This window comes from Myxococcaceae bacterium JPH2 (genome assembly GCA_016458225.1).
Classification (GTDB): domain Bacteria; phylum Myxococcota; class Myxococcia; order Myxococcales; family Myxococcaceae; genus Citreicoccus.
This window is the reverse complement of sequence record JAEMGR010000003.1, coordinates 923,762-950,532: the sequence shown is the minus strand read 5'-3', so window position 1 is coordinate 950,532 and position 26,771 is coordinate 923,762. Positions and strand designations below refer to the sequence as shown.

Annotated in this window: 24 protein-coding genes and 1 pseudogene; 10 read left to right on the top strand and 15 right to left on the bottom strand. The window is 68.9% G+C overall.

Translation table 11 applies throughout. The features are described 5' to 3' along the window. Positions 1-3: 3 nt before the first annotated feature. The gene (locus JGU66_08575) at positions 4-1,554 is read right to left on the bottom strand and encodes an arylsulfatase (protein ID MBJ6760817.1); all 1,551 of its coding nucleotides are present in this window, start codon (positions 1,552-1,554) and stop codon (positions 4-6) included. Between the two features lie 169 nt (positions 1,555-1,723). Here JGU66_08575 and JGU66_08570 point away from each other — a divergent pair, with 169 nt between their 5' ends. After that, positions 1,724-2,323, top strand: coding sequence for a putative glycolipid-binding domain-containing protein (locus JGU66_08570; GenBank protein MBJ6760816.1), 600 nt, complete (start codon positions 1,724-1,726; stop codon positions 2,321-2,323). A gap of 135 nt (positions 2,324-2,458) precedes the next feature. On the opposite strand, the gene JGU66_08565 is transcribed toward JGU66_08570, so the two are convergent. From JGU66_08565 to JGU66_08545, 5 genes are all read right to left on the bottom strand, one after another. Beyond that, a complete protein-coding gene (locus JGU66_08565; GenBank protein MBJ6760815.1) occupies positions 2,459-3,508 on the bottom strand; it encodes a cation diffusion facilitator family transporter in 1,050 nt (349 codons plus the stop codon). Between the two features lie 69 nt (positions 3,509-3,577). Then, positions 3,578-4,780, bottom strand: a complete 1,203-nt coding sequence (locus JGU66_08560) for a hypothetical protein (protein ID MBJ6760814.1) — start codon at positions 4,778-4,780, stop codon at positions 3,578-3,580. Positions 4,781-4,845: 65 nt separating this feature from the next. Further along, positions 4,846-5,265: a hypothetical protein gene (locus tag JGU66_08555; GenBank protein ID MBJ6760813.1), complete on the bottom strand. Its 420-nt coding sequence runs from the start codon at positions 5,263-5,265 to the stop codon at positions 4,846-4,848. Positions 5,266-5,275: 10 nt separating this feature from the next. Continuing rightward, positions 5,276-5,902: a hypothetical protein gene (locus tag JGU66_08550; GenBank protein MBJ6760812.1), complete on the bottom strand. Its 627-nt coding sequence runs from the start codon at positions 5,900-5,902 to the stop codon at positions 5,276-5,278. 66 nt (positions 5,903-5,968) lie between these two features. Then, on the bottom strand, positions 5,969-7,198 hold the full coding sequence (locus JGU66_08545; protein ID MBJ6760811.1) for a glycosyltransferase family 4 protein: 1,230 nt from the start codon (positions 7,196-7,198) through the stop codon (positions 5,969-5,971). A gap of 113 nt (positions 7,199-7,311) precedes the next feature. On the opposite strand from JGU66_08545, the gene JGU66_08540 reads away from it, so the two are divergent. Genes JGU66_08540 through JGU66_08520 form a run of 5 tightly spaced genes read left to right on the top strand, consistent with a single transcriptional unit; the run spans position 7,312 to position 12,456 of the window. Beyond that, positions 7,312-7,872: a hypothetical protein gene (locus tag JGU66_08540; protein ID MBJ6760810.1), complete on the top strand. Its 561-nt coding sequence runs from the start codon at positions 7,312-7,314 to the stop codon at positions 7,870-7,872. Beyond that, positions 7,869-8,900, top strand: coding sequence for a glycosyltransferase (locus JGU66_08535; GenBank protein MBJ6760809.1), 1,032 nt, complete (start codon positions 7,869-7,871; stop codon positions 8,898-8,900). The genes JGU66_08540 and JGU66_08535 overlap by 4 nt, the downstream gene beginning before the upstream one ends. Continuing rightward, complete coding sequence (locus JGU66_08530) at positions 8,897-9,442, top strand: serine acetyltransferase (GenBank protein ID MBJ6760808.1); 546 nt, start codon at positions 8,897-8,899, stop codon at positions 9,440-9,442. The genes JGU66_08535 and JGU66_08530 overlap by 4 nt, the downstream gene beginning before the upstream one ends. 40 nt (positions 9,443-9,482) lie before the next feature. Next, positions 9,483-11,636: a glycoside hydrolase family 44 protein gene (locus tag JGU66_08525; GenBank protein ID MBJ6760807.1), complete on the top strand. Its 2,154-nt coding sequence runs from the start codon at positions 9,483-9,485 to the stop codon at positions 11,634-11,636. A gap of 7 nt (positions 11,637-11,643) precedes the next feature. Beyond that, positions 11,644-12,456: a WecB/TagA/CpsF family glycosyltransferase gene (locus tag JGU66_08520; GenBank protein MBJ6760806.1), complete on the top strand. Its 813-nt coding sequence runs from the start codon at positions 11,644-11,646 to the stop codon at positions 12,454-12,456. A gap of 21 nt (positions 12,457-12,477) precedes the next feature. Here JGU66_08520 and JGU66_08515 read toward each other — a convergent pair whose 3' ends face one another. Both JGU66_08515 and JGU66_08510 read right to left on the bottom strand, forming a co-directional pair. Next, positions 12,478-12,861, bottom strand: a complete 384-nt coding sequence (locus tag JGU66_08515; protein MBJ6760805.1) for a helix-turn-helix transcriptional regulator — start codon at positions 12,859-12,861, stop codon at positions 12,478-12,480. Between the two features lie 116 nt (positions 12,862-12,977). Continuing rightward, positions 12,978-13,490: a hypothetical protein gene (locus JGU66_08510; GenBank protein MBJ6760804.1), complete on the bottom strand. Its 513-nt coding sequence runs from the start codon at positions 13,488-13,490 to the stop codon at positions 12,978-12,980. Positions 13,491-15,273: 1,783 nt separating this feature from the next. Between JGU66_08510 and JGU66_08505 the strand changes: the two genes are divergently transcribed. Continuing rightward, positions 15,274-15,459, top strand: coding sequence for a hypothetical protein (locus tag JGU66_08505; GenBank protein ID MBJ6760803.1), 186 nt, complete (start codon positions 15,274-15,276; stop codon positions 15,457-15,459). A gap of 12 nt (positions 15,460-15,471) precedes the next feature. Here the strand turns inward: JGU66_08505 and JGU66_08500 are convergent, their stop codons facing one another. Next, complete coding sequence (locus JGU66_08500; protein MBJ6760802.1) at positions 15,472-15,843, bottom strand: response regulator; 372 nt, start codon at positions 15,841-15,843, stop codon at positions 15,472-15,474. Between the two features lie 161 nt (positions 15,844-16,004). Here JGU66_08500 and JGU66_08495 point away from each other — a divergent pair, with 161 nt between their 5' ends. The 3 genes from JGU66_08495 to egtD all read left to right on the top strand — a co-directional run bounded on the left by JGU66_08495 (position 16,005) and on the right by egtD (position 19,197). Continuing rightward, positions 16,005-16,658: a TRIC cation channel family protein gene (locus JGU66_08495; protein ID MBJ6760801.1), complete on the top strand. Its 654-nt coding sequence runs from the start codon at positions 16,005-16,007 to the stop codon at positions 16,656-16,658. 181 nt (positions 16,659-16,839) lie between these two features. Further along, positions 16,840-18,171 carry an ergothioneine biosynthesis protein EgtB gene (locus JGU66_08490; GenBank protein MBJ6760800.1) on the top strand — a complete coding sequence of 444 codons (1,332 nt, stop codon included), beginning with the start codon at positions 16,840-16,842 and terminating at the stop codon, positions 18,169-18,171. A 3-nt stretch (positions 18,172-18,174) separates the two neighbouring features. Then, a complete protein-coding gene (gene egtD / locus JGU66_08485; protein ID MBJ6760799.1) occupies positions 18,175-19,197 on the top strand; it encodes an L-histidine N(alpha)-methyltransferase in 1,023 nt (340 codons plus the stop codon). Between the two features lie 415 nt (positions 19,198-19,612). Here the strand turns inward: egtD and JGU66_08480 are convergent, their stop codons facing one another. From JGU66_08480 to JGU66_08455, 6 genes and pseudogenes are all read right to left on the bottom strand, one after another. Then, entirely contained in the window at positions 19,613-19,804 is a 192-nt protein-coding gene (locus JGU66_08480; GenBank protein MBJ6760798.1) for a hypothetical protein, read from the bottom strand. 456 nt (positions 19,805-20,260) lie between these two features. Further along, positions 20,261-20,812 carry a hypothetical protein gene (locus JGU66_08475; GenBank protein MBJ6760797.1) on the bottom strand — a complete coding sequence of 184 codons (552 nt, stop codon included), beginning with the start codon at positions 20,810-20,812 and terminating at the stop codon, positions 20,261-20,263. Beyond that, a complete protein-coding gene (gene bacM, locus JGU66_08470; GenBank protein ID MBJ6760796.1) occupies positions 20,812-21,261 on the bottom strand; it encodes a bactofilin BacM in 450 nt (149 codons plus the stop codon). The genes JGU66_08475 and bacM overlap by 1 nt, the downstream gene beginning before the upstream one ends. A 3-nt stretch (positions 21,262-21,264) precedes the next feature. Beyond that, entirely contained in the window at positions 21,265-22,152 is an 888-nt protein-coding gene (locus JGU66_08465) for a ParB/RepB/Spo0J family partition protein (protein ID MBJ6760795.1), read from the bottom strand. Positions 22,153-22,252: 100 nt separating this feature from the next. Continuing rightward, positions 22,253-23,047, bottom strand: coding sequence for a ParA family protein (locus JGU66_08460; GenBank protein ID MBJ6760794.1), 795 nt, complete (start codon positions 23,045-23,047; stop codon positions 22,253-22,255). Positions 23,048-23,370: 323 nt separating this feature from the next. Then, a pseudogene (locus JGU66_08455) lies at positions 23,371-23,834 on the bottom strand (DUF5063 domain-containing protein). Positions 23,835-26,771: the final 2,937 nt, after the last annotated feature.

The window sequence follows — 26,771 nt, the reverse complement described above, 5'->3', positions numbered from 1 at the left end:
CGGCTAGTGTCCCGAGCCCCCCAGCGACTGCTCCATGCGCTCCATCGCTTGATCGATGGTGAAGCTGGCCGCGCGTTGGCGGGGCGGATACTCCTTGAACGTCTCCAGGAAGCGGCCCACCAGTCCCTGCGCGGCCATGATGAGGTAGGCCTTGCTCATGTACCAATCCCAGTACGTGTTCGACGTCGTGTCGGCGCGCTCGAAGGGGTCGGTGCGCAGGTTGAAGAGCTTGGGGACGCGCAGGGTCACGAAGGGCTCTGCCCATATCTGGAGCGTGCCCCGGCACCGCTGCTCCATGAAGACCATCTTCCAGTTGTCGAAGCGCATGGCGACCAGGTCGCCGTCGTCGCTGAAGTAGATGAACCCCTCGCGCGGCGACTTGGGCGCCTGGCCCGTCAGGTACGGCAGCAGGTTGTACCCATCCAGGTGCAGCTTGAAGGTCTTGTCTCCGGCCTTGTAGCCCTTGAGGAGCTTCTGCTGGATGTCTGGCTCACCCGCGGCGGCGAGGAACGTGGGCATCCAGTCGTGGTGACTGATGATGTCGTTGGAGACCTTGCCCGCGGGAATCTTGCCCGGCCAGCGGATGACGAGCGGGACGCGGAAGGCGCCCTCCCAGTTGGTGTCCTTCTCGCTGCGGTAGGGCGTCATGGCCCCGTCGGGCCACGTGTTCATGTGCGGCCCGTTGTCGGTGCTGTACACGACGATGGTGTCCTCGGTGATGCCCAGCGAGTCGAGCAACTGGAGCATCTGGCCCACGTGCTTGTCGTGGTCGACCATCGTGTCGTGGTACGGGGACTGCCACCGCCCCGCTTGCCCGATGCTCTCCGGCTTCGTGTGCGTGCGCAGGTGCATGTGCGTGGTGTTGAGCCAGCAGAACCAGGGCTTGCCCGCCGAGTTCTGCTTCTTGATCCACTCCTGCGCGGCGCCGACGAACTCGTCGTCACACGTCTCCATGCGCTTGCGCGTGAGCGGGCCGGTGTCCTCGATGCGCTGCTTGCCCACGCGTCCCCAGCGCGGCTCCTCGGTGGGGTCATCCTTGTCCGTGGCCCACGAGTGGATGACGCCGCGCGGCCCGAAGCGCTGTCGGAAGTTCGGAAACTCCTTCGGGTTCGGGTAGTCGGGGTCCTCGGGGTCCTCTTCGGCGTTGAGGTGATAGAGATTGCCGAAGAACTCATCGAAGCCGTGGACGGTGGGCAGGAACTTGTTCATGTCCCCGAAGTGGTTCTTGCCGAACTGGCCCGTCGCGTAGCCCTGCGGCTTGAGCAGCTCGGCGATGGTGGCGTCCTCCGCCTGGAGCCCTACGGGAGCGCCGGGGACACCCACCTTGATGAGGCCCGTGCGGAAGCCCGACTGCCCCGTCATGAAGGACGCGCGGCCGGCGGTGCAGCTCTGCTCGCCGTAGCAGTCCGTGAAGCGCATGCCCTCGGCCGCGATGCGGTCGATGTTCGGCGTGCGATACCCCATCACCCCCGAGCTGTAGCACGAGAGATTCCAGAGTCCGATGTCGTCACCGAAGATGACGAGGATGTTGGGCTTCTTCGCCGCCTTGGCCATGCGTCCCCTCCCCCAGTCGAGTCCCTGCGCAGGAAGGTGGGCGCACGTCGGCGCGAGGCCCACGCACCCTCGTGCCGGATGACAGTGCGCGGTACTGGAAAGACATCACGTCCGCGGTGCCGCCATGGTGTGATGCCCGGCTTCACGACCACCGTCCGCGAGCGCCTGCATGCTCCTCTCCGCTGAAGCCGCCGTCCCCGCGAAGCCGTGCCTCCACGCCTGGATGTGGAAGCGCCTGGACACACCCGGGAGCGAGTACGGTGAGCTGCATGAGCAGCCCACGGGCTGGGACCTCCTGGGCTCGGTGGTGCTCTGGGAGCAGGGAACTCCGTGCCTCGTGGAGTACGTCGTCTCGTGTGACAAAGACTGGCGCACGCGCGAGGTGCGCGTCGCGCTGGCTCGGAGCGGGGCTCGCCGTCATCTCCGCCTGCGCGTGGACGCGCGGCAATGCTGGTGGCGCGGCGACGAGGAGGTCACCCAGTTCCGAGGCTGCACCGACGTGGACCTGGGCTTCACGCCCGCGACGAACACGCTCCCCATCCGGCGGCTGTCGCTCGCGGTGGGTCAGGGAGAAGACGTGGTGGCCGCGTGGGTGCGCATGCCGGACCTCGCCCTCGTCGTGCTGCCGCAGCGCTACACGCGGCTCGCGGAGTCGCGCTACCGCTACGAGAGCAACGGGGGTCGCTTCGTGGCCGAGCTCGACGTGGATCCGCGGGGGCTCGTCACCCACTACCCGCCCGCGTGGAGGCTCGCGGGCGAAGGGACGTGAGCAAGAGTCACGCGCACGGCCTCACGCAGAGGTCGCAGCGCAGTGCCCTCCGTTCGAGGCGCGAACGCTCATCGAGCGACACGCGCACGGCCTCACGCACCGAGGTGTCCTCTTGATGCGCGCGACGTCGCGAACTCAGCTCGCCTGGGCGGCGCGCTGCTCGGCGGCTTCGGCGGCCTCCGCGGTGAGGTGCTCCAGCTCGAGGTCGATGTGCTTCGCCTCGGGGATGACCCGGCGCACCTCGGCCTCGATGGCGTCGATCTCCTCGCTGAGCGCGCGGATGAGGTGACGGGCCGCGCCCTGGAGCGCCTGCTCTCGTGATGCGCCTGAGGCGGGCAAGCCCGAAGCAGGCAGCGCCTCGCCGAGCTTCGCGGCGACGAAGGTCTCGCTGAAGCGCAGCTCGGCCTTGAACTGGAACGTCTCCGGCGTGAGCTGGCGCGTCTTCACGTCGTGCAGATCCGCGAGGCTCGGCCGCGCGCGCACCACGTCCACGAAGCGCTGCTCCACGTCGTCCGGCACCGCGCGCCCCAGCAACAAGCCTCGGTTCTCCACCATCAGGTAGATGGCGATGATGCCCAGCAACACGCCCACCGTCAGCGACGCGGCCGCGTCCCAGACCGGATTGCCGGTGACATACGCGAGCACGATGCCCACCGTGGCCAACACCAACCCGAGCACCGCCGCGCCGTCCTCCAGCAGGATGGCCACGGCGGCGGGATCCGCCTTCTCACGCACGTAGCGGAAGAACGGCATGCCCGCCGCTTGCTTGCGCAGGCCCACCACCGCGAGCACCAGCACGCCGCCCTCGATGAGGAAGGACACGCCGAGCACCGCGAAGGTGAGCGGCCCCACCTCGGCCACGTGGGGATGCAGGAGGGACTGGAGCCCGTGGTACACGGTGACGCCGCAGCCCACGAAGAAGATGCCCGAGGCGGACAGGATGCCGAAGATGAAGCGCTCCCCGCCGTAGCCGTAGTGGAACTCGTCGTCGCGCTTGCGCGCCGCGCGCTTGAGGCCCAGGAGCAACAGCGCCTGGTTGCCCGTGTCGGCCGCCGAGTGGATCGCCTCTGACAGCATCGCGCCCGAGCCGGACAGGAAGAACGCGATGAACTTCACCAGCGTGACGACGACATTGCCAGACAGCGCGGCGACAACGGCCTTCAGGGACGAAGCGGGAGCGGCCATGTTTCCTTGGGAAGAACGGGGGCCTCAACCTATCACGAGGCCCCGGCCGCTCCGCCCGCTCGCCCGGCGTTAGTTGCCCGTGCCGGACGTCGTCACCGGCGCGCCCCACACGTCATCCTCCACGGGAGGAACGGGCAGGCAGGCGGGCCCCGAGCGCGCGGGCGCGGCGCTGCCCTCCGGGATGAACATCGTCGGAGCGAGGGGCACGGGCAGCACGCATCGCGACTCGGGCGTCACCTCGCCCACGCGGCGGATGAAGCGCGACAATCCCTTGCGTCCCGTCATGCGCACGATGCTCGGTGGCTTGAGACAGTCATTGCCGAAGAAGTCCTCCCAGTGGCCCAGGATGACGTAGCGAGGGCGCGTGCTCGCCAGCACTTCTTGCGGATAGTGACTCGCGGAGATCTGCTCGTACGCGCCCACGCAGGTGATGGACACATCCACGCGATGCCCGTCCTGCTTCAAGTCGTCGGGGATGAGTCCCACGTTCGGGCTGCTGGCCGCGTCCTCGTAGTAGAGGCGGAACGCGACGGGGCCATTCGCCTCCTTCAGGAAGTCCACGACATAGGCATAGGTCTCGCCCTCCAACCAACCCGAGCGCGGATTCGACGGCTTCGTCTTCGCGTCCTCCGTGAGGTGAGCGGCACTCAAGAGCTTCAAGTGCATGAAGTGCGGCGAGTGATCCGAAGCGATGGGGTACACGCGCACGGTGCTCGTCTTGTTCTTCAGTGGCTCACCCGGCTTGCCGTTGCGCGAGGCGAACTTCGTCACATCGTCGAAGCGATCCGAGAGCCCGAACGGTGCAAGCAAGTGCCCCGTGGTCGCGGAGCCCAGGATGCGGGCCTTGGGAAACCACTGGCCGGACTGAAGCATCTCGGCGGTGTCCATCAGGTGGTCGTAGTGCGAGTGGCCCACCAGGACCAGGCTCGCGTCCTGAGTCGGGCCCGCAATCTGCTCCGCGCGACTCATGCAGGCTTTGACCTGATCCGGATCCCACTTCAGTCCGCCCGCGAGCCCATGAGCGACGAGGCTGAGGATGCCGGGGTTGCTGAACGAAGGCGCGAGCACGACGACATCCGAGCCATGGCGCAGCACATACCCACCGACGCCCAGATACGTCACCTCGAGCGAGTCCCCCTCACTGGGGCGCGAGGCCAACACCTCATTGGGAGCGCCGTCATAGAGCTTGAAGCCATGGGTGGGCGCGGCGCATCCGCCCAGCCCCAACACGCCGGACAGCGACATCATCAACGCTATCCACACACGACGCATGAAGTCCTCTCCGTGAGAGACAACCTGGGAAGGCTACCACGCACTCAAGAGCGATGCGGCCCCGGCTACTCCTGGACGACCAGGATGCGGCCACGCCGAACATCCACGGCGTAGGTGGCGACCTCGGTCACGGTCCGGCCCTCGGCGTTGCACGCACCGGCGCGGACCCGGAAGCGCACGAGCATGACGTCCGCGTTGAGTGGAGCCGCATCCACGTCATACGAGTCGCGCCGATAAAGGCACACGTCGTCCGCAGTCGCGTTCCGCGGAGGAGCGACATCGCGCGGGAGAATGTCATCCAGAGCCAGGGAGATGGCGGCGGCCATCTCCGCGGGGACCTGCACCTGACCGGACGAGGGAAACCCCAGCGGATAAGGCAAGGCATCCGCTTCGGCCTTGGGCGCGTGCTCGGGACGATAACCGCGATGGAAGAGCGAACACCCCGAGAGGGCCAGCGCCCCCATCCACAGAATCGCGCGCCTCATGACTGTCCCCTTAGTCCTTCACGTCCGTCACCACTCCGCGCGCCTTGTCCTCCGGCCGGATGCTACCGATGAGCCTCCACGACTTTCCCTTCCGCAGGTAGACCTCTCCTGGCGCCGACTCGCCCACATGGGGAATGAGCTTCATCACATGGCAATCCGAATCGAACTGGATGCGGATGAACCATCGCTGATGAGACTCCTGTCGGTCCTGCTCAGACATCGGAGAAGGGGCCCATGGGTGACCGTGATAATCCGCGAGACCCGAGACCCGACCGCGTGAGTCCCGCACAGTACGTGGAGACGTACAGACTTTGCGCTTGCTCGGACCGACACGCTGCACTTCGCCCAGGGGTGACGGATAACTCGCGAAGTAGTTTCCATCTCCAATCGAGTAGAGGACCCCGCAGCACTCCTGCCCGTAGTCACCGTCTCGAGCCCCATCCATTTCGAGGATGGCGCCGCACAACTGATCAATGACGTCATCCACGTCACGAGAGGGGCGAATGGCCGGCCAGGGCCCCTTCACCCAAACCTGCGCCTCCTCTTGCCCAAACCACATGCCGGGTCCCACGTATCGGTAGCCCGTGCTGGCACAGGCCACGAGGGCGCCCATCAACCCGAGCCACGTGAGGCGCATTGCATCCTCGCGATCGGACCTCGCGCATCGAGCAACAAACCGGCTCCCATGCGAGGGCCCGCCAGACTACGCCGCGACCTCCAGCAGCTTCGCGAGCATGTCCGCGCTGCGCTCGCTGCTGAACTGCGTCTCCACCTTGCGCCGTCCCGCCTCGCCCAGTCGCGCGGCCTCCGCGGGGTTCCTCGCCAGCGCCTCCAGCTTGTCCGCCAGCACCTTCGGCTGCTGCGGCGGCACCAACAGGCCGTCCACCCCGTCGTCCACCAGCTCCGGCACTCCGCCCGCGCCCGTCACCACCACCGGCGCGCGCATGGCCATCGCCTCCATGATGGCCACCCCCAGCGGCTCCTGAAGACTCGCCAGCGAGAAGATGTGCGCGTTCTCGATTCCCCCGCGCACCACGTCCTCGCTCACCGCGCCCAGCAACGTCACCGCGTCGCCCAGCCCGGACTCCGCCAGCTTCGCCTCCAACACCTTGCGGTACGTCGTGCCGCCCGCCTCGTCCTCCCCCGCGATGGCCAGCCGCGCGTCCACGCCCCTCGCGCGCAACATCCCCACCGCGTCGATGAGGTCCGCGTGCCCCTTGCAAGGATTCAGGCGCCCACACGTGAAGATGCGCAGCGGCCCCTCGCCCGTCCACGGCACGTACGGCGTGCTCCGCTGGAAGCGCGCCAGCTCCACGCCCATGGGCGCCAGCTCGATGCGCGAAGGCAGGCTCCCCGCCAGCTCCGCGTTCACCTCGCCCAACAGCTTGCGCGTGATCACGAACGCGAACTTCGCGTGCCGCCACTTCTCATGCTGGTTGGGCCCATAGTCATCCAACGGCCCATGCAACGTGATGCTGTACGTCAGCCCCGACAACAGGTGCGCGAACATCGCCACGTGCGCCGCGTTCGCGCAGCTGTGCACGTGCACGTGCGTCCACCCGCGCCGCCGCGCCAGTGACGCCAGCCGCCCCCCCATCACCGCGAACGCCAACAACTGCGCCCGCCCCTTCGCGTCCAACCCTCGCGCCCTCGCGATGGAAGCCAGACACCGCGCCCACCCCGTGGGCAGCGCTCGCGCCACCTCCGCGGCGGCCTCCGCCAATCCCCACGGCCCCGGCGGCGCCAGGTACTCCGTGCGAGACATCGCCTCACGCGCCCAACTGTGACTGATGATGCGCGCGGGGGGGGGCCGGGTGGACACCAGCTCCGGAGACACACCCTTCGCCGGCAGCGCTTGCAGCTCGCGCCAGAAGAAAATGTGCGTCTGCCCGGGGAACTCGGGAATCAGGTAGCCAATCTTCTGCACGGGCATTCCATAACACGGCGGACGCGAGCTTTTGCCGTCCGGGCCACTTTCCGCAGGTCCCGCGAATCCGAGAGCCAACACGGACACCGACCAACCCCACCTCCCGCCCGTCCAGGTCATTGGGCGGCGTGGTCGCCTTGCGCTATACCCTGGCGCGTCCCATGGCCGCAGATTCGAGCGCACCTCCCAAGCCCGCGGACTCGTCCGCGCCGAGCCCCGGCCCCTCTCCGGAGCTGCAGCGACTTTGGTTCGCGCTCGAGCGCCGGCCGTGGTCATTCTTGACCGTCATCCCCGCGCACCCCGGCGCCCCCGCGCTGGACGCCGCGCACGCGCTGCTGGAGGCCGGCTCGCCCTACCCGGAACCACCGCTGCGCTTGGTGGACGCCACCGGCATCGAGCCCGCGGGTGCGCCGCGACTCGTCACGGAGATCCGCCACCGCATCGCCCAGGGCGAGCGCATCATCGTCGTCATCGACTCACTCATGACCCATCCCGCCAGCCTCCCGCTGGCCCTGGCCGCGGACGCCGCCCTGCTGTGTGTCACCCTGGGCGAGTCGGACTTCGGCTCCGCGCAGAAGACGCTCGACCTGGTGGGCCGCGAGCGCTTCGTCGGCAGCGTCACCTTTCCCCGGGCGAAGAAGAAGCGCCGGGCCGAGCCCGCCCCCAAGCCGAAACCATGAGCAACGCGCCCGCGTCTCCCGCCACCTTCCGGCTCAGCGTCGTCGTCGCCACGTACAACCGGCTGTCGTTGATCGAACGGCTCCTGGGCCAGTTCGCCCAGCAGACGCTCCCTCCGAGCGACTTCGAGGTCGTCGTCGTCGATGACGGCTCGGCCACGCCGGTGCGCGCGCCGCTGGAGGCCCTCTCGCTCCCCTACGCGCTGCGCGTGGAGGTGCAGGCCAACGCGGGCGCCGCCGCCGCGAGACACCGAGGCGTGCTCGCCGCGCGGGGTGACGTGGTCCTCGTCACCGATGACGACATGCAGGTGGCCCCGGACTTCCTCGAGCGCCACCTGGAGCAGCACCCGCCCGGCTCGCGCTACGTCGTGCTCGGACGGATCCGCCCCGACCCGGGCGTGGGCGAGATGCCCCTCTTCGAGCGCTGGTACGCCTATCTCAACCACCGCATGGCCGAGGAGCTGTCCGTCCCTGGCGCGCGCGCTCGCGGCAATCACCTGTACACGGGCAACGTGTCCTTCCGCCGCGCGGACTACGTGGGCGTGGGCGGCTTCGACAAGAGCCTGGGCCAGTCCGAGGACGTGGAGTTGGGCGTGCGCCTGGAGAAGGCGGGCTGCACCTTCCGCTTCGCCAGCGACGCGTATGTGTTGCACGGAAGTGACCACGTCAGCTTCGAGAAGTGGATGCGCCGCGCGAACCGCTACGGCATGTTCGACACGCACGTGTCCCAAAAACATCCGGACGTGGCGCAGGTGAATCCGTGGCGCCTGCTGTTCGAGACCAACCCGCTGGCGCGCCCGCTGCTCGCCTCGGCCGTGGTGGCGCCCCAGGCCACGCGAACCCTCACCCACGCGGTGATGAGCGCGGCCAAGGCGGCGGACAAGCTGGGCCTGAGCAAGGCGGCCTTCGCGGGCACCTCCGTGGCGTACGGCATGGAGTACCTGCGAGGCGCGCGCGCCGAGGCCGGGGGTTGGTCGGGAATCGCTCGCGGCCTCTACCGTTACATCCGGGCCGGGGAGGATGAACCATGAAGCGCCTGTTTGGAACGCTCGTCACGGACGCGGTGGAGCTGGCCCGAGCCGCCACCGGCGCGCCGGACGCGAAGTCCCTGGCCAAGGTCGTCCTCACCAGCGACTCGTACCGCATCACCGCGCTCAACCGCGCCCGCGAGGCCGCCCTCTCCTGGCACATCCCGCTCGTCAATCACGTGCTGCGCGTGGCGCAGACGGCGGTGATGGGCATCGAGATTGGCAAGGAGGTGACGCTGGGCCGCGGCGTCTACTTCGTCCACAGCCTGGGCGTCGTCATCGGCGGAGACTCGCGCATCGGTGACCGCGTGCGCTTCTACGGCAACAACACCGTGGGCACCGCCAAGGACAACGGCTACCCCATCATCGAGGACGATGTCTGGATTGGCGCCGGGGCGCGCATCCTCGGGCCCGTGCGCGTGGGCGCGCGCTCGCGCATCGGAGCCAATGCCGTGGTGTTGCAGGACGTCCCGCCGGACAGCGTCGCCGTGGGCATCCCGGCGCGCATCTTCCCGCGCAAGGACTCGGACGACATCGGGCTGTGAGGCGTCCCGGGACCACCGGCGCCTGGGGGCGGAGCGCGCCATGGAGAGCGACGTGAAGCGTGCGAGGTGGAAGGCGGGCGCGGTCCTCACGGGGGCCCTGTTGGCGGGCGGCGCCGTGGCCGCGCGAGGACTGGAGACCGAGCCCGCGACGAAGGCGCCCGCGAAGCCGGTCCTGACGACTCCCGTCACCGTGTACGACGGCGGCCTGTCCGCGGACTGGAAGGACATTGGCTGGGCGCCCCGCGAGCTGCCCCACGCCGCGCCCGCGCGCCTGCGCCTGTTCAACCGCGGCGGCTGGATTCTCTACCGGCCCAAGCTGGAAGGCGCCTTCGACGCGCTGTCGTTCCGCATGCACTCGCCCGAGTCGTTCGGTGACTTCCTGGAGGTCCACCTCGACGCGCCCGGCGCCATCGTCTTCCCCCACGTGCCCGTCACCTCGCGCTACGTCGTGCGCAAGGACGGCGAGTGGTCCGACGTGGTCATCCCCATGGAGGCGCTCAACCCGCGCAACGCGCCGTTCGACCGCATGGTGCTGCGCGCGGGCAAGGACGTGGGACGTGACCAGGTCCTCTTCGACAAGGTGACGCTCGTCCCGCTGTCACCCGAGGCCGCCGCCGCGCGCGCCGCGGGGGGAGGCATGGCGGGCACGGGCCCCTCGCGCGAGGCCACGCTGAGCATCGACTGCGCCGCGCCCGGCCACCGCATCAGCCCGCTCATCTACGGCATCGCGCTGGACGGCAACCGAGAGACCCAAGACACGCACCAGTGGAAGCTGGGCGCCACCATCCGGCGCTGGGGCGGCAACCCCACCTCCCGCTACAACTGGAAGCTGGGCCGCGCGTGGAACACGGCCAACGACTGGTTCTTCCGCAACGTGGAGCTGGGCTTCAGCGCCGACGACTTCCTCGCCTCCAATCGCCAGCACGGCGTGCAGTCCGCGCTCACGCTGCCCATGCTCGGCTGGGTGGCCAAGGACACGAAGTCCGTGGGCTTCCCCGTGGAGAACTACGCGCCCCAGCAGAACCTGGACGCCACCGAGCCCGCGGGCGGCAACGGCAACAGCCGCGACGGCACGCCGCTCAAGCCGGGCCCGCCCTCGCGCACCAGCGTGGCCGCGCCGCCCGAGTTCATCGCCGAGTGGGTGCGCACCCTGCGCGACGCGGACACGAAGCGCGGCGACCGCGGCGTGCACATGTACATCCTGGACAACGAGCCCAACCTCTGGAACTCGACCCACCGGGACGTGCACCCCGAGCCCACCACCTACGACGAGCTGCTCCAGCGCACCGTCGCGTATGGCTCGGGCGTGCGCAAGGCGGACCCTGACGCGGTCATCGCCGGCCCCGCCGAGTGGGGTTGGACGAACTACTTCTGGTCCGCCGCGGACTTCGCGCCCGGCAAGCTGACGCACTCGGATCGCCGCGCGCACGGCGACATGCCCTTCCTGCCCTGGTACCTCCAGCAGCTCCGCGAGCACGAGAAGAAGACGGGCGTGCGCGTGCTGGACGTGGTGGACGTGCACTTCTATCCGCAGAGCAACGTGGGCCTGGGCATCGCGGGGGACACCGACACGGCCACGAACGCGCGGCGGATCCGCTCGACCCGCGCGCTGTGGGACCCCACGTACAAGGACGAGTCCTGGATTGGCGAGCCCATCCAGCTCATCCCGCGCCTCAAGCAGTGGATCGCCGAGAACTACCCGGGCCGAGGCATCTCCATTGGCGAGTACAACTTCGGCGCGATGAAGCACATGAGCGGCGGGCTCGCGCAGGCCGAGGCCCTGGGGCGCTTCGCGGAGCAGGGCATCACCTCCGCCTTCTTCTGGCAGTACCCGCTGGAGAACAGCCCCACGTTCTGGGCGTTCCGCGCGTACCGCGACTTCGACGGCCACGGCGGGCGCTTCCAGGACAACTACGTGCCCGCCACCGCCAGCGAGGGCACCAGCGTGTTCGCCTCGCGCGACGCCTCCGGCAAGAAGCTGGTGGCCGTGGTGCTCAACCTCGACCCGGAGCAGGCCGCGCAGGCCCAGTTGGAACTGAAGGGCTGCGGCGCGCTCGACACCGTGCGCGTGCTCGGCTTCTCCGGCGCGCCCGGTGGCTTCTCCGAGCAGCCCGCGGGCACGCACGCGGAACACTCGCTGGCCCAGCGCCTGCCCCCCTACTCCATCACCGTGCTCGACCTGACGGTGAAGTAAGGACCTTGTGACGACCGCCCACACCCACCCGCCCGCCCCCGACGCCGCCCAGGCTCGCCGTCCGCGCCTGCGCATCGGTCAGCTCTCCATCGACCAGCTCTCCTTCCCAGAGGCCATCCAAGACATCAGCGCGCTGGTGGACTCGCGCCGGGGTGGCTACGTCTTCACCGCCAACGTGGACCACGTGGTGCTCGCGGAGAGCAACGCCGTGTTCCGCGACGCCTACGCGCGCGCGTCCATCTCCGTGGTGGATGGCATGCCCATCGTCTGGGCCTCGCGCATGCTGGACGTGTCACTGCCCGAGCGCATCGCCGGCTCGGACCTCATCCTCCCGCTGATGGAGGAAGGCGCGCGGCGCAAGTGGCGCGTGTACCTGCTGGGCGCGGGCCCGGGCGTCGCGGAGAAGGTCGCCCGGCTCGTGGAGGCGCAGTACGGCGTGGAGGTGGTGGGCTGGGACTCGCCCATGGTGCGCACCGACGCGAGCGACGCGCAGAACGACCCCATCGTCGCGCGGATCCGCGAGAAGGATCCGCACCTGCTCTTCGTGGCGCTGGGCAGCCCGAAGCAGGAGGTGTGGATCTCCCAGGTGGCCCACCTGCTGGGGCCCACCGTGGCCATTGGCGTGGGCGCGGGCTTCGACTTCATCGCGGGGACGGCCAAGCGCGCGCCGCAGTGGATTGCGCGGGCGGGCTTCGAGTGGCTCTACCGCCTGACCCACGAGCCCAAGCGCCTGTGGCGCCGCTACATCCTCAACGACTCGCGCTTCGGCATCATCCTCTTGCGCGAGCTGTGGCAGCGCACGGGTGGCGGCTCGCAGTAGCCGCCCACGTCCGAGACTGGGTTACGGCTTCTTCTTCTGGTGCATCGCGGAAGCCACCAGATTCATCAGCTTGAGCTGCACGGGGGACAGCTTCCGGAGGTTGCGCAAGAGCCGGCGCATCTCCGGGGGCTCCTCCTCGGGGCGGGGCTTGGGCTTGGTCTCTCGCACCGCGATGGGCCCGGAGAACTCGCTGCCCAGACCCAGCAGGTCATGCGGCGGGACGTTGAGCACGGTGCACAGTCGCCGCAGGTTCTGGACGCTTGGCAGCATGTGTCCTCGCTCGAGCCGGCCGTACACCTCCGAGGCCATGCCGATGCGCTCCGCCACATCCGCCTGCGTCAGGCCCAAACGCACCCGAGCGCCTCGCGCCGCAGCGCCCAGAATGCCCGCGAGTTCATTGTCCATGCGTGTGTCGATCCACGAAGAAGAGGGGGCCTCCCCATTCGGTCCCAGTCCCAGTGATAACCCTGAGGGTCGGGTCCTGTCACCATACCTTCAGCGTTTTTCCGGTGACACGGACCCTACGGGATGGGTTCGTCCGCCATGACGGTGCGACGGCGTTCGGCCGCAGTGAAAAGGAGCGCCAACGACAGTCCCCAGAAGACCGCGTGCATGACGACCTGGGTGAACTGGGGCACGTCGAGGAACCACGGGAAGTAGCCGCGCGCGACGAACTGGAAGTCCACCATCCACACGAACATGCCGAACAGCATGCCCACCGCGGCCTGGAATTCCCATCGCCCGCGCCCGTCCGGTGGCAGCCGCGAGTCCACGAGCGAGTACAGGACTCCCCACGCCGCGGACAGCACCAGGTGCATGCCGAGCCCCACCGCGGCGGCCACGCCCATGGACACTTGAGGCGTGAACGCCCGCGTGCCGAGCAGCACGGCGGCGGCCATGCGCACGGGGCGGCTCGGCCCCTCGCCCGCCGCGGTGGCCAGCGCCATCTCCGCGAGCGCAAACACAGCGCCCGCGGCCACACCGAAGAGCAAGCCATTCACGGCCGACCAGGGGGTGTCCTCCCGAGACGACATGCACGCCTCCTCGCGGTCCCCGCCCGAGGTCCGCTCTCGTCTTACGGTGCACATGCGCCGCCCGGCCGGTCAGCCCGCTTGGACGGGAGGCCGTGTCCTCGTCTCCCGGCCACACGGGCGAGCCCCTGTCCGGCGTCGCCTGACGAGAGGGGCGTGGAGACGGATCCGGTCTCATCGCGAGAGCGGTCTCGATGCGGATCCACGGTGAGGCGGGCTCGCTGAGACACGCGTCCATCGCGCGCGCCAGAACCCGAGGTTCCACGGCCACGCAGCGACAGGCTCGCGCCGTCCCGCGATGGACGACAAGCCATGACGCTGGCGGCCCGAGGAGCCGGGCCTGCGTGTCGCGAGCACGGAGGCGAGAAAGACAGACCTCCGCGACAGCCCCACCCGCCCCGCACGATTCGTGGCAACGGAAGCGCGAGGGTTCAACGAAACGAGCAGGCCCACGAAGACGCTGTCCTCAACGCCCGTCCGCCCCGTGTCGAACTTTGCCGCGCAATAACAACCATCGTTCGCCCAGCGGATGCACTTCGGGGCACCGCATGACGCTCAAGCACAACGCATCTCGCGAATCGAGGTGACGGATCCGCGCGCGCGAATCGCATCGGCGCGCATGCCCATCCACGACACGCCTCGGCATGACGCGACGGCCGAAGCGCTTGCTCGAAGTTCGTCGTGTCGCGATGCGCATCTCAACGCAATGGCTCACCCAGGCAGCGCACGCGCATCGCTCGACACACGGCGCATCCCTGGGGCTTCGCGGAGCACGGTCCATCCACGGCGTGAGGCCACACCGAGGCACGCGACGCCTCGTCCCACGGCGGCAGAGCAACGAGACGAACTGCGCATGAGGTGCTCAGCGCAAGGGATTGGGCCGCCGTGCCGCGAGCCCCTCCTGCATCGCCGGCGCACAGCACAGGGTCAGCGCATTGAGCTCGAGCGTGAGACACGAACATCAACACACCGCATGACGATGGCGCCCCTGCATCCTTCACCCGTCGCACCACGATACGGCTCACGCGACGACGTCCTGCGAGCGATGACGCGCACGCGCTCCACACCCATCGCGCGACGACGCCCCCCTCGCATCCCTCGCCCATCGCGCAGCAACACCACACACGTGCACGCGCATCGCCGCGCGTCTTCGCCCCCGCGACGCGCGCCACTCCTCTCACGCGCGAACGCACCTCTCGCGCAGCGCCACGTGCCGGCGCACCACGGACTCTCGCTGACGCATCGAGCGCGCACCTGAGCCCCAACGCGCAGGCGTGCCTCACGGAAACTCGGGCGTCGGCCCTTCGACGTGTGTCACCCGCGCGCGAGCCCACGGGCTCACTCCCATCGGGCGGAGCGAGGGCCGTCGCTCCTGGGAACATGAACCGCGCATCACCTGCTCGCGCCCTCGAGAGGACACGCTCCGCGGCCCACCGCTCCCCTTCCACCATCAACACGGTCCCTCTCGCGCGCAACTCGCGCTCCGCCCCGCGTCGAGGAGGGGACGCTCCCCTCCGTCACCAGGACCAGGACCCCACGTCCACGTCGCATCGTTCCCCGCCGTCATTTCTTCAGCCCCGGGCCTGTAACTCCTTCTCGCGCCCCGTGACCGCTCCCTTTCGCGGCGGCCACGGGTTCCCGAGAACTTTCGAGCGGCCTCGCCCAAGGCACGCGGTTCGCAGGATGGCCGGACAAGGAAGAGAGACCGATGTCCCAAGTCCGTGTCAGAACAGCCACTCCCTACCGAATCCACTACACACCACCCGCCTGGCGCGAGGTGGGCCGCATGTCCTCAGAAACCTTCGAGGCACTCCAGCGCGCGCTCCACCACCTCGCGGAAGCCGGCCCTCCCCTCGAAGACCTGGCGGACGGTCCCATGCGCCACGTCCTGGCCGCGCATGGACTGGAGCTGCGCTACGCCCGCGACGAGCGCGAACGCACGCTCACGCTGCTGGGCGTCTCGGACATCTAGCGTCCCGCGCGCTCAGGCCGCGACCGCGCACAGCTGCTGCACGGCATCCAGCAGCTCCTCCACCACGAAGGGCTTGCGCAGCACCCCGCGCGTTCCCTTGGGCGCTTCGGTGGAGACCGCCGTCAGCACCAACACCGGCACGTCGCGGTACCGAGCCTGCGCGCGAAAGTGCGTGAGGAACTCGTGGCCGTTCATCACCGGCATCATCAAGTCCAACAGGATGAGGCCCGGCGCACGCATCGTCGCCAGCTCGTCCAGCGCCTCGCGCCCATTGGCCGCGATGGCGACGTCGTAGCCTTCACCTTCGAGGATTTCCGCGACGGCGGCGCGGATGTCGTCATCGTCTTCCACGACGAGCACGGACCCGCGCGAAGCAGTGACCATGGCGCGCAAGCATAGAGGCTCGGGGCCCCACACCAATACCCAGGGCGCTCGGGGGGGCGGCCACTAGTGGACAGAAAGCAGGGACTTCCGGTTTCCATCACACGATGCGCGCAGCTCACTCCACGGTCCGTGAAGACCCGGGCCTACCTTGGGCAGCGGCCATGATGATTCTGCCTGTCTACGTGGAGATGGGCGCGGTGGCGCTGGGCGCGCTCTCCGGCGCGCTGCACGGCATGCGCAAGGGCGCGGATGCGATGGGGGTGCTCATCCTCTCCGTCGTCACCGCGGTGGGCGGCGGCATGCTGCGCGACGTGCTGCTCTCGCATGGCCCACCCACGGCGTTGCGCGTGCCGCGCTACCTGGCGGCGGTGGCCGCGTGCGCCGTGCTGTCCATGCTCTTTGGCCCGTGGTTCAGCCGCCTCAACCGCGTGCTCGACTACGTGGACGCCATGCTGCTGGGTGTGTGGCTGGTGCTGGGGTTGGAGAAGGCGCTCGCCCTCCAGCTCTCCGTGCCGGGCTCCATCTTCCTGGGCCTGCTGACCGCGGTGGGCGGCGGCGTGCTGCGCGACGTCCTCAACGGCGAGCGCCCCAGCCTCATCAGCCCTGGCGAGCTGTACGCCACTCCCGCGCTCATCGCCGCGTTCCTCTATGTCGCCCTCGTGCTGGGGCTGAAGATGCGCCCCATCGTCGGCGAGTTCGCCGCCGTGGGCGTGGCCAGCTTCCTGCGCCTGCTGGCCATGCGGCACCGCTGGACCTTGCCCGGACAGGTGGACCTGCGCCTGTGGTGGCACCGCTGGCGCCGCCCCCGCGGCTGAGCCGCCTCGCCCAAGTCGTTTGAATATCAACAACAGCGCCGATTCCCGCGACTGTCGCGTGGATTCCATGGATTGCTGTGTTGTGGGCTGGGTGAAACGTACATTTCCTCACGCAAGCCTCCCGCCCGGGTGCGACAGGGACTTACCGGGTGGGTGCGCGCCTCCCTAGCTTGGAGCAGCCATGTTGCGAACGGCAGAGGGCGGGGGGCGCCAGGGCGAGGACGTGCGGCCCTGGAAGGCGCGGGCGTGGGCTGAGCTGGAGGGCGCGCGGGCGAGAGTCCTGGGGATGCTCGAGGGGCTGCCGGAGGCGGAGCTGATGCGGCAGCACTCGCCGCTGATGTCGCCGCTCGTCTGGGACGTGGCCCACGTGGCCAACTACGAGGAGCAGTGGCTCCTGCGGGCCCTGGGAGCGCCGGCCTTCACCGACGCCGCGTTCGACGCGCTGTACGACGCCTTCCTGCATCCCCGGCGCACGCGCTCCACGCTGCCGCTGCTCACGCCCGAGGCCGCCTTCGCCTACGCCGCGCGCGTGCGGAGCGCGGTGCGTGAGCACCTGGACGCGCTGCCCGAGCACGGCCCGCAAGCGCTGCTCGCGGGCGGCTTCGTCTTCGGCATGGTGGCGCAGCACGAGCAGCAGCACGCGGAGACGCTGGCCGCCACGCTCCAGCTCATGACGGGCTTCCGCTATCGCCCCCGTGAGCGGGCGCGTCCGCGGCCGGGCGCGGTGGCACGGCGCGAGGTCCTCATCCCCGAGGGCCCGGTGCGCCTGGGCAGCGACGCGCCCTGGGCCTACGACAACGAGCGCCCGCGACATGAAGCGTGGGTGCCCAGCTTCTTCCTGGACGCGCACCCGGTGACGACGGGGGACTTCCTCGGGTTCATGGAGGCCGGCGGCTACGACGACGCGCGCTGGTGGCACCCCGAGGGCCTCGCGTTCATCCGCGCGGAGGGCATCCGCCATCCGCTGTTCTGGATTCCGCAAGGCTCGGGCACCTGGCAGCGGCGGCGATTCGGCGCGGTGGAGCCGCTGCCCCTGGACGAGCCCGTGCAGCACGTGTGCTGGTACGAGGCGGACGCCTACGCGCGCTGGGCCGGCAAGCGCCTGCCCACGGAGACCGAGTGGGAGAAGGCCGCGCGCGGCAGCGACGGCGCGCCCCGCGCGCACCCGTGGGGAGACACCGCGCCCACGGCCGAGCACGCCACGCTGGGCGGCGACACCTGGGGACCGTCCCCGGTGGGCAGCCACCCCGCGGGCGTCAGCCACGACGGCGTCTGGGGGCTCCTGGGCGACGTGTGGGAATGGACCGCGAGCGACTTCCGCCCCTACGCGGGCTTCCGCGCCTTTCCGTACCGCGAGTACTCGGAGGTGTTCTTCGGACCGGACTCGAAGGTGCTTCGGGGAGGGGCCTGGGCGAGCGCGCCCGTGGCGGTGCGGAGCAGCTTCCGCAACTGGGACTTCCCCATTCGCCGGCAGATTTTCGCCGGCTTCCGCTGTGCACGCGACGCGAGGTGAGCCATGCGGGTGAGGACGGCGCAGACGGGGGCGGGGGTTCCGGGACGGCGGCAGGTTCCGGGGGTGAGGGTGGACGTCTTCGTGCAGCCCGGGGACGCGCGGCGCGCCCTGCGGGCCGAGGCACTCCAGGGGCTGTGCGGCATGCCCAAGGAGCTGAGCCCCAAGTGGCTCTACGACGAGCGCGGCAGCCAGCTCTTCGACGACATCACCCGCCTGCCCGAGTACTACCCCACGCGGCGCGAGCGGGAGATTCTCCTGGCCCACGCGGGCGACATCGCGCGGCTGAGTGGCGCGGACACGCTGATGGAGCTGGGCAGCGGCACCAGTGAGAAGACGCGCCTGCTCCTGGACGCGATGCTGGAGGCCGGACAGCTCTCGCGCTTCGTGCCCTTCGACGTGAGCGAGGCCTTCCTGCGCCGCGCCGCCGCGGACCTCGCGCGCGAGTACCCGGGCATCGGCGTCCACGCGGTGGTGGGCGACTTCGACCACCACCTCTGCCAGCTCCCCAGCGGCGGGCGCCGGCTGGTGGCCTTCCTGGGCGGCACCATCGGCAACTTCAAGCCGGCCCAGCGCGCCCTCTTCCTGCGCGAGCTGTCCGCCGGCCTCAAGCCCGGAGACGGCCTGCTCCTGGGCACGGACCTCATCAAGGACCGCGCCCGCCTCTTCGCCGCCTACAACGACGGGGCCGGCGTGACGGCGAGCTTCAACCGCAACGTGCTGACCGTCCTCAACCGGGAGCTGGGCGCGGACTTCCAGCCCGAGGGCTTCGTGCACCACGCGCCCTTCGACGAGTCCAACGCGTGGATCGAAATGCAGCTCATCTCCCGGCGCGCGCAGACCGTGTGGCTCGGCGGGCTCAAGCGGCGCGTGGACTTCGCCGAGGGCGAGGTCTTGCGCACCGAGGTGAGCTGCAAGTTCCGCCGCGCCCAGGTGGAAGCGGAGCTGTCCGCGGCCGGCCTGGAGCTCGCCGCGTGGTGGACCGACAGCGCCGGGGACTTCGCCTTGTCCCTCGCGCTGCGACGCTGAGCGCCGCGTCGCTCCCGGGTAGTGACAGACCCTCGGTCAACCGGTCCCCTCGCGCACAGCGAGGGGGAAACTCGGAGGGTTTCACGCCATCATTCGGGAAATGCCGGATTCGGTGTACCCGGCATGGGGTCCAACAGGGCCGGGGACCCTGCTGACCTCCTCATCGAGGCGACTCCACGTGGTGGCGCAACTCCCTTCGAGGGAGAGGGAACCGGGCGAGGGGCGGACGTTCACACCCCCTGGCACGCATCCCTGGGCCTTCTCGGCTCCACCGCACCCGCTTCGACGGAGGCTGGCGCTCGTACACCACGCCGGGGGGATTCATCGGGCGCGCGGCCGGGGGCAACCCTCCTGACCGACCGCGCCCGTTGTCTTTTCAGGGGCACCGGCGCGTGGGGCCGAGCGTGGCCCGCGACTACCGACGACGCTGCGGGGTGCGCCGCGCGGGGACGCGGACCGGCACCGGCTGGACGGCGGGGCGCGCCCACGCCAGCCACAGGCCCGCCAGCGCCGTGATGACCAGGCCCCCGACCGCGACCATGCGCTCTCCCACCGAACCCAGGTCCACGGCTGCGAGCGGGAGGGGAAGCATCTCGGCGAGCGTCATGCGCGAACTCCTTCAAGCGGGCACTGCGTGACGACCTGGCGCGAGCCCCGGGGGGCGCGCTCGCAGGCCAGAATGTGAAGGTTAAGAAGTCGTGACGAGTTCGGGAAGTCCCTGCGAACAGATGAAGACATGCCGTGCACGGAATTGCACCCCGCGTCGCGACTGGGTGTTCCCGCGTCGGAGGCCATCGTCCTGTCGTTGACCTGACGCGAGAGGAGCACCCGGTTCACGTAACTGGGACACGCGAGCGGCGCAGGAAGTTCACGCGGCAGGACACCGCCTGCCCGCTACCCGACGAAGCGGCTCGCTCACGGCGCGGCCCAACCCGCGAGGCGCCCCGCTCCGCGTCCTCACGCAGCGCCCACTTGAGCGCGCCTCTCCAGGCGGGGCGCGCGCACGAGCCCCGCGCGGCCCCTCCTCGGGAGTCGCCATCGGAGCGAACCTCACGGGGAGGCTTCAGCGCGGAGCGGCCTGCACCTGGATGTCGCGGCACGCGTCAGCGCCCAGGCGGACCTCTTCGGCCGACGCACCCGGGAGGCTGGCGCACAGGAACAGGTCCTGCCCCACGCGGCGCGCCGCGAAGAACGCCGGCGCCGGCGAGCCCACGCCTCCATCCCCGAGCTTCGGCGCGAGCGCCCCGCGCACCAGCGTGAAGTCCTCCGTGCCCTCCTCCTGCTCGGAGGTGACGACGAAGTCCTTGAGGGGGCCTCGCATGGCCTGGGTCAGCGCGCGAGCGGACGGGAGCTGCTCGCCCTGCCCTGGGCGCAGGTCCACCCGGAGGCTGGAGCGTCCCGGGGGACCTGCTTGGAAGCTGCCATCCGCCGCCACCTGCGCGGACCACCCGGATGGCAGCGGGACCTTCACACCCGAGCGGAGTCCCGTGGAGCGGGGCGACGCGTCTGGGGAGGCGGCGGACGGCTCCGCCTCGCGTTTGGACTCCGGACAGCCCACCAGCAGGGCGAGCGCCAGCCCCGAGGCCAGCGACACACCATGTGGGAGGCCGCGCACTACTTCTTCGCGCCTTCCCCACCCACGGGCGGGGGCACCGACTTGCTGATGTTCTCCATCTTCAGCGAGCCCTCGAAGATGACCCCGCGGTCCATGGACAGCGCGGGCGTCTCCAGGTTGCCCTTGATGCGGCCGGGCTGCTTCAGCTCGATGAGGGTCGTGGCCTTCACGTTCCCCTCGACCGTGCCGTTGATGATGACCGTGCCGGCCTGAATCTCCGCATTCACCCGGGCGCCATCCCCAATGACGAGCACGTCCTTGGTGACGATCTGCCCTTGGAACTTCCCATCAATCCGGACCTGCCCTTCGAAGGTGAGCTTCCCCTCGAACTCGCTCCCCTTGCCCAGGAGCGTGTGAACCTCACCAGGACGCGTCGACACGAATTCCTCCTCCCGCTTGAACAGAGGCTTGCTGGGTGCTTCGTCTTTTTTCCCGCCAAGGAGCGCCACGCGCTACTCCTTCCTGAGAATCTTCAACAGACGATCCAGGTCATCGTAGGAGAAGAAGTCCACTTCGAGGGTGCCTTTTCCTGGGCTTTTCTCCGACAGGCGGACCTTCGTCCCCAATCTGCGCTGGAGTTCCTCCACGAGCGAGCGCACCTGCGGACTCTGCTTGGGTGCCGGCTTTCCCGCGTCCTTCTTCGTCGAGCGGTTCTGCTGGACGAGCTTCTCCGTGTCGCGCACGGAGAGCTTCTTCTCCGTCACCTGGCGCGCCAGGTTCTGCAGCTCCGGCAGCCGAGGCACGCCGAGCAGCGCGCGCGCATGGCCCATGGAGAGGGCGCCGTCGGCCACCATGTCCTTCACGTCGTCGGGCAGGGCGAGCAACCGCAGCGCGTTCGCCACGGTGGAGCGCTCCTTGCCCACCCGCTGCGCCACCTGCTCCTGCGTGAGCTTGAACTCGTCGATGAGGCGCTTGTAGCCGTCCGCCTCTTCAATCGGGTTGAGGTCCGCGCGCTGGAGGTTCTCCACCAGGGCCAGCTCGAAGGCCTGGACCTCGGTGACCTCCCGGACGATGGCCGGAATCTCCTTCAGCCCGGCCGCCTGAGAGGCCCGCCACCGTCGCTCACCGGCGATGAGCTTGTAGCCATCCCCGGACTTGCGCACGAGCACCGGCTGCAGCAGGCCCTGCGCCTTGATGGACTCGGTCAGCTCGGTGAGCTTGGTCGGGTCGAAGTGGCGGCGCGGCTGCTCGGTGTCGCGGTGGATGGACTCGATGGGCAGCTTGAGGACGCCGGCGCGCGGAGGCGGCTCGGCCGCGGGCGCGGGGGCCGGAGCGGCCTGCGGAATGAGCGCGGAGAGGCCTCGCCCGAGCGCGCGCTTGTGCTTGTCTGAATTCACCACGTCGTCTTCGCTCCAGTGCCTCGCGGCGATTCACTCAAGGGAGAGGGGACGCGCGGCCAACCCGCGGCGGCATCCCCTCATTCGCGACGAGGGACGCAACTCAGGCCACGCGCCGCTTGGGCGCGGCGGGCGGCGTCTCCCGGCGCATGATTTCCCGGCCGAGCGCCAGGTAGCTCTCGCAGCCCTTCGACTTGATGTCGTACAGGATGATGGGCTTGCCGAAGGACGGGCACTCGGACAGGCGCACGTTGCGCGGCACGAGGACCTCGAACACCTGCTCCTTGAAGTAGCCCCGCACTTCCTCGACGACCTGGTGCGCGATGTTCGCGCGCGAGTCGAACATGGTGAGCAGGATGCCCTCCATCTTCAGCTCGGGGTTGAGGCCCTGCTTCACCAGGTCGATGGTGTGCGTCAGCTGCGACAGGCCCTCGAGGGCGTAGTACTCGCACTGGAGGGGGATGAGCACCGAGTCCGCCGCGATGAGCGCGTTCAGGGTGAGCAGGCCGAGCGACGGCGGGCAGTCGATGATGATGTAGTCGTATGCGGCCTTGAGGGGGCGCAGCGCCTCGCGGAGGCGGAACTCGCGGCCCTCCTGGTTCACCAGCTCGACCTCGGCGCCGGTGAGGTCGGGCGTCGCGGGGATGACCTGGAGGTAGCGCAGCTCGGTGGCGTGGAGCAGCTCCTCGGCGGGGCGGCCGTTCAGGAGCGCCTCATAGACGGTGCCGTGGAGCACGTCGCGCTTGAGGCCGAGTCCGCTGCCCGCGTTCCCCTGCGGGTCCATGTCCACCAGGAGCGTGCGGCGCTCGGCGGAGGCCAGGCTCGCGGCGAGGTTGATGGCGGTGGTGGTCTTACCCACGCCGCCCTTCTGGTTGGAGATGCAGATGATTCGACCCACGTGCTCCATCCTCTCTCACCCCGAGGCTCGGGGTTCCGCATCCATTCGTGCCGGAGGCGCACTCATTAACGCTGCCCCGGCAGCTAGCACGGGGTTTGTGATCCGATCAAATTCGCGACCGCTCTTGTGAGAGTCGCCCGGTCGCTCCCTCGTTTTCCGGCCGCGTGCGGGTCAAGAACTTCGCCAAAGTCGCGCAAGGCGATCAGCGGAAGGGCACGGTGCGAGGGCCCGCGACGCTTGAGCCTTCACTGGCGCCGAGCAGCCGAGCGGCGCCGCACGTGTGGGAGGCGCGGCGCAGCATGGACACCCGCCGCGGAGGCAGCTCAGCGGCCGGTGGCTCGCGCGTGGAGGTAGAGCTGCAAGCTGCGCAGGTGCAGTCCCCAATGGGACTCGAAGCCGAAGCGGAAGTGCCAGAGCGCGTTCTCTTCGCGCGTGTGCTCCCAGAAGAAGAGGACGTCGCGCAGGTCCCGAGCGATGTCCGTGAGGTCGTCGAGCGCATCGCCTGTACTGAGTGAGGGCTCGCCCACGGAGTCCGCGATGTTCAAGGCCGCGTTGTAGAGGCCGAGGCCGGGGAAGAGTGGCGCGATGGATCCGAGCAGTGCCTGATAGTCGGACTCGGGCGCGTCTGGATACTCCGTGTCGTCGGGCGGCGCCTCGGCGAAGTGCGAGGCCAGCGCCAAACGGTCCAGCGCCGCGCGCAGCGCTCGCTCACGGTCCTCGAAATAAGTCCGCGCGTCGACCACGTCGAGGAAGTGCTGCACGGACTGAAAATGTCCTTCCGAGTCATGACGAAGCTCCGTGCGGAGAACGCACACGAGAGCCGCGAGGCACGTGGATGTCAAAACCATGTGCGGTCGGTCCGACGTTGGCCATTGGGCGCAGCGGCTCCACGAGCCCGCAAGGACCGCCTGTCTGCCATTCCGTTGACGCGCTCCTCCTCAGGCAGGTGCGGATCGTTCTTCCGAAGCAGCTTCCGTCACGGCCTATGAATCGCGGCGCGGCAATGGAACCCATTCTGTTCGACATGCGTGGACCGTGAACCTCGCGCATTCAAGGTCCGGCCCATCAGGGTCGCGCCTTCGTGGAGTGAAACGACTCAAGCCTTGCGCCAAGTCGAGCCCTGAATGCAGCACAGGCTGAGCGAGAGTGAGCAACTCGCAAGGCAAAGCCTCGCGGTCAGCAAACCACGAAGACAAGTGGACTGATTCAACGAGGCACTGCGCATCGCGACCAGTCGTCAGCTACCCATGAACAGCTGGATCCGAAGTCGCGCAAGCGTGGTGATAGGCAAAGCAGCACAAGACAATGCGCCCCTGTTCCACGACCAAAGCGAACCCCGTGTCGAAGACACCCCCGCCGACACTCCGCAAACGAGTCATCGACACGCGTAGCCCAGACGTCCCTCAGGCAAACACCACATCGTCCGAGCACATCACAGGCGGAGGAGCTCCGCGCCATCGTCTGCACGGAGTTCAGGCCACACCGTGAACGCGCACAAGCCACGCACGAAGGAGAATTCGGGCCGCGTCATCCACGAATAGACAGATGATCCGCGCGACCACACCCAAGTTCTGACTGGGCCTGTCGTTCCAACACACGCGCGAAACTCAGCCACCTCCATCACCGAGGCGAGTGAGTCCAAGCGCTCAACAGCATCCACAGCCACCGCGCACCGGCCTCAACTCCGACGTGGGGCACCCAACGTGCGGCGCTCGCAGCGACGCGCTTCCCGTAGGCGTGCAATCAACACCTCCGAGACAGCAATCAGCACGCACGGATGCATCGCACCGAAACGCTCCCGACAAATCCAGTGAGCAGAAGCTCAACTACGCCGCGACGCGAGCGAGGTCTCAATGCGAGTAGGCAGGAGAGCCGGCCACTATCCACGGCATCAACCGAGTCCTCTCTTTCAACAAACGAGGCACCGTCGAGCATCCGCACTCGACGCTGGTATCTCCGTGATTCATGGGGCGCAGCCACATCCCGAAACGAGCTGAGTGCGGCCAGCGTCCGAGGGCGCTCAGGATTCTGAACGTGAAGTGACACCTATCCCCCCATTCAGCCGCCCAAGCGCTTGGGCTCCCTACGCACAGCACCTCCGAGCCACCGAGCCAGCCCTCGCTGAGTGACGAGGGAACAAGGGATCGACACAGTCGTCGGTCACGATGCGCCCGAGCTGTGCAGCCCACCACTTCGGTCGGCGCGATGGGGTGAACCACCAGCCCATCAACCGAGCGCTCCGTTCAACGCGCGCAGCCTCATCACGCGGCAAACAAGCGCGTGCAGGTATTGCAAGCGCCGGTTCCGGCTCATCGTCAGTCGGAGTGAGCCAAGCCCGGAGGGCGAGCGGTCTGAGCGCTCCGCGGTATTGAACCACCCCATTCCCAGCGGCCCCGACCTCCTCCGGCTGAGCGCTTCGTTCCATCGCGAAGGACTGTCGTGCGCCCAGACACGACCTCACGGCTACAGGCGCCTGAGGGCTCGTCTCCTTCAGTCGCGGCAGCGCAAACAGCAGCATCCGTCCGTGCGGCTCGCAGTCTCGCCAGGTCTTCGACCAAGCGCGTCCTTCCAACGCGCTCGCGACCATCGCGCACCCGGCCAGGACTTCACGAACGGCGTGGGCGCGGGGGGGGTGGATCCCGCAGCAGTTCAAGTGCGGCCCCCCTGCGCAGCCAGCGACATTCGCCAGCGTGGCTCGCAGTGTCGCTACACCTCCAGCCGAGCACTTCGTTCCGGCACGCTCCCCTTCATCACGCCTCACCTGGTTCAGCGCTTGAGTGGGTCGGTGGGACTCGCGTCCGTCATCACCTGCGTTGTGACTGGGCTCGCAGTCAGCAGGTTCGGGCCACGCGCTTCGCAGCGCCGCCATGCCGCCAACCGCGTACTGCGCTCCGATTCGCCTGGAACCCGTGCGTGGCCGGTTAGGACATCATCGCCTGCGTCGGCGCGAGCGTTCGACGGCAATCACCCTCTCGCCGCAGCTGATTCGTGCACACGGCTCGCAGCAGGCAGCTCGGCACAGCGCCGCCGTTCCCTCCGTGCGCCCCTCAGACCGGCACGCGCAGCACCATCGCAGCGCACATGACTTCGCTGGCCCCGTGAGCGTCACGCCTCGGCGCAATCATCTGCCGCATTACTCCCGGCCTTGCACAGCCTCCGGCGTCCACGAGCTCGGCATGGTGCCGGGCCATGCACTTGAAGAGGTGCTGGGTCATGCACTTGACCAATCACTCCGTCACGCTCGGCACCATCGCGAAGCCTGCAAGACTTCGCCGCTTCCGCGAACGCACCGTGCGGCTGAATCGTCAGTCGTTGTTCGGCCAGTCAGCGCAGTTTGCAGCGCCGGTTCGAAGCTGTGCCCCACATTTCCAACCGAGCGCTTCGTACCAACGCGCTCGCCGCCATTGGCCAGCGCTCCGAGCGGCCGAATCGTCGGCCGTTGTGCGGGCAGCTAGAGCAACTCGCAGAGCCGTTCGAAGTGGTGCCCCGCCCTTCCACCCAAGCGCTTCGTCCCAGTGCGCTCGCCGCCATGGGCCAGCCCTCCGAGCGACTGAATCGTCAGTCGCTATCCGGCAAGCTGGCGCAGGTTGCAGAGCCGGTTCGAAGCGGTGCCCCGCACTTCCAGCCGAGTGCTTCGACCCAGCGCGCTCGCCACCATTGGCCAGCGCTCCGTGAGGCTGGATCGTCGGTCGCTGTCCGGCCAGACAGGGCGATTCGCGGAGCC

Excerpts from the sequence above, each read along its gene's own strand:
- JGU66_08575 (MBJ6760817.1), bottom strand. The coding sequence starts at position 1,554 with ATGGCCAAGGCGGCGAAGAAGCCCAACATCCTCGTCATCTTCGGTGAC.
- JGU66_08570 (MBJ6760816.1), top strand. The coding sequence starts at position 1,724 with ATGCTCCTCTCCGCTGAAGCCGCCGTCCCCGCGAAGCCGTGCCTCCAC.
- JGU66_08565 (MBJ6760815.1), bottom strand. The coding sequence starts at position 3,508 with ATGGCCGCTCCCGCTTCGTCCCTGAAGGCCGTTGTCGCCGCGCTGTCT.
- JGU66_08560 (MBJ6760814.1), bottom strand. The coding sequence starts at position 4,780 with ATGCGTCGTGTGTGGATAGCGTTGATGATGTCGCTGTCCGGCGTGTTG.
- JGU66_08555 (MBJ6760813.1), bottom strand. The coding sequence starts at position 5,265 with ATGAGGCGCGCGATTCTGTGGATGGGGGCGCTGGCCCTCTCGGGGTGT.
- JGU66_08550 (MBJ6760812.1), bottom strand. The coding sequence starts at position 5,902 with ATGCGCCTCACGTGGCTCGGGTTGATGGGCGCCCTCGTGGCCTGTGCC.
- JGU66_08545 (MBJ6760811.1), bottom strand. The coding sequence starts at position 7,198 with ATGCCCGTGCAGAAGATTGGCTACCTGATTCCCGAGTTCCCCGGGCAG.
- JGU66_08535 (MBJ6760809.1), top strand. The coding sequence starts at position 7,869 with ATGAGCAACGCGCCCGCGTCTCCCGCCACCTTCCGGCTCAGCGTCGTC.
- JGU66_08530 (MBJ6760808.1), top strand. The coding sequence starts at position 8,897 with ATGAAGCGCCTGTTTGGAACGCTCGTCACGGACGCGGTGGAGCTGGCC.
- JGU66_08525 (MBJ6760807.1), top strand. The coding sequence starts at position 9,483 with ATGGAGAGCGACGTGAAGCGTGCGAGGTGGAAGGCGGGCGCGGTCCTC.
- JGU66_08515 (MBJ6760805.1), bottom strand. The coding sequence starts at position 12,861 with ATGGACAATGAACTCGCGGGCATTCTGGGCGCTGCGGCGCGAGGCGCT.
- JGU66_08510 (MBJ6760804.1), bottom strand. The coding sequence starts at position 13,490 with ATGTCGTCTCGGGAGGACACCCCCTGGTCGGCCGTGAATGGCTTGCTC.
- JGU66_08505 (MBJ6760803.1), top strand. The coding sequence starts at position 15,274 with ATGTCCTCAGAAACCTTCGAGGCACTCCAGCGCGCGCTCCACCACCTC.
- JGU66_08500 (MBJ6760802.1), bottom strand. The coding sequence starts at position 15,843 with ATGGTCACTGCTTCGCGCGGGTCCGTGCTCGTCGTGGAAGACGATGAC.
- JGU66_08495 (MBJ6760801.1), top strand. The coding sequence starts at position 16,005 with ATGATGATTCTGCCTGTCTACGTGGAGATGGGCGCGGTGGCGCTGGGC.
- JGU66_08490 (MBJ6760800.1), top strand. The coding sequence starts at position 16,840 with ATGTTGCGAACGGCAGAGGGCGGGGGGCGCCAGGGCGAGGACGTGCGG.
- egtD (MBJ6760799.1), top strand. The coding sequence starts at position 18,175 with ATGCGGGTGAGGACGGCGCAGACGGGGGCGGGGGTTCCGGGACGGCGG.
- JGU66_08480 (MBJ6760798.1), bottom strand. The coding sequence starts at position 19,804 with ATGACGCTCGCCGAGATGCTTCCCCTCCCGCTCGCAGCCGTGGACCTG.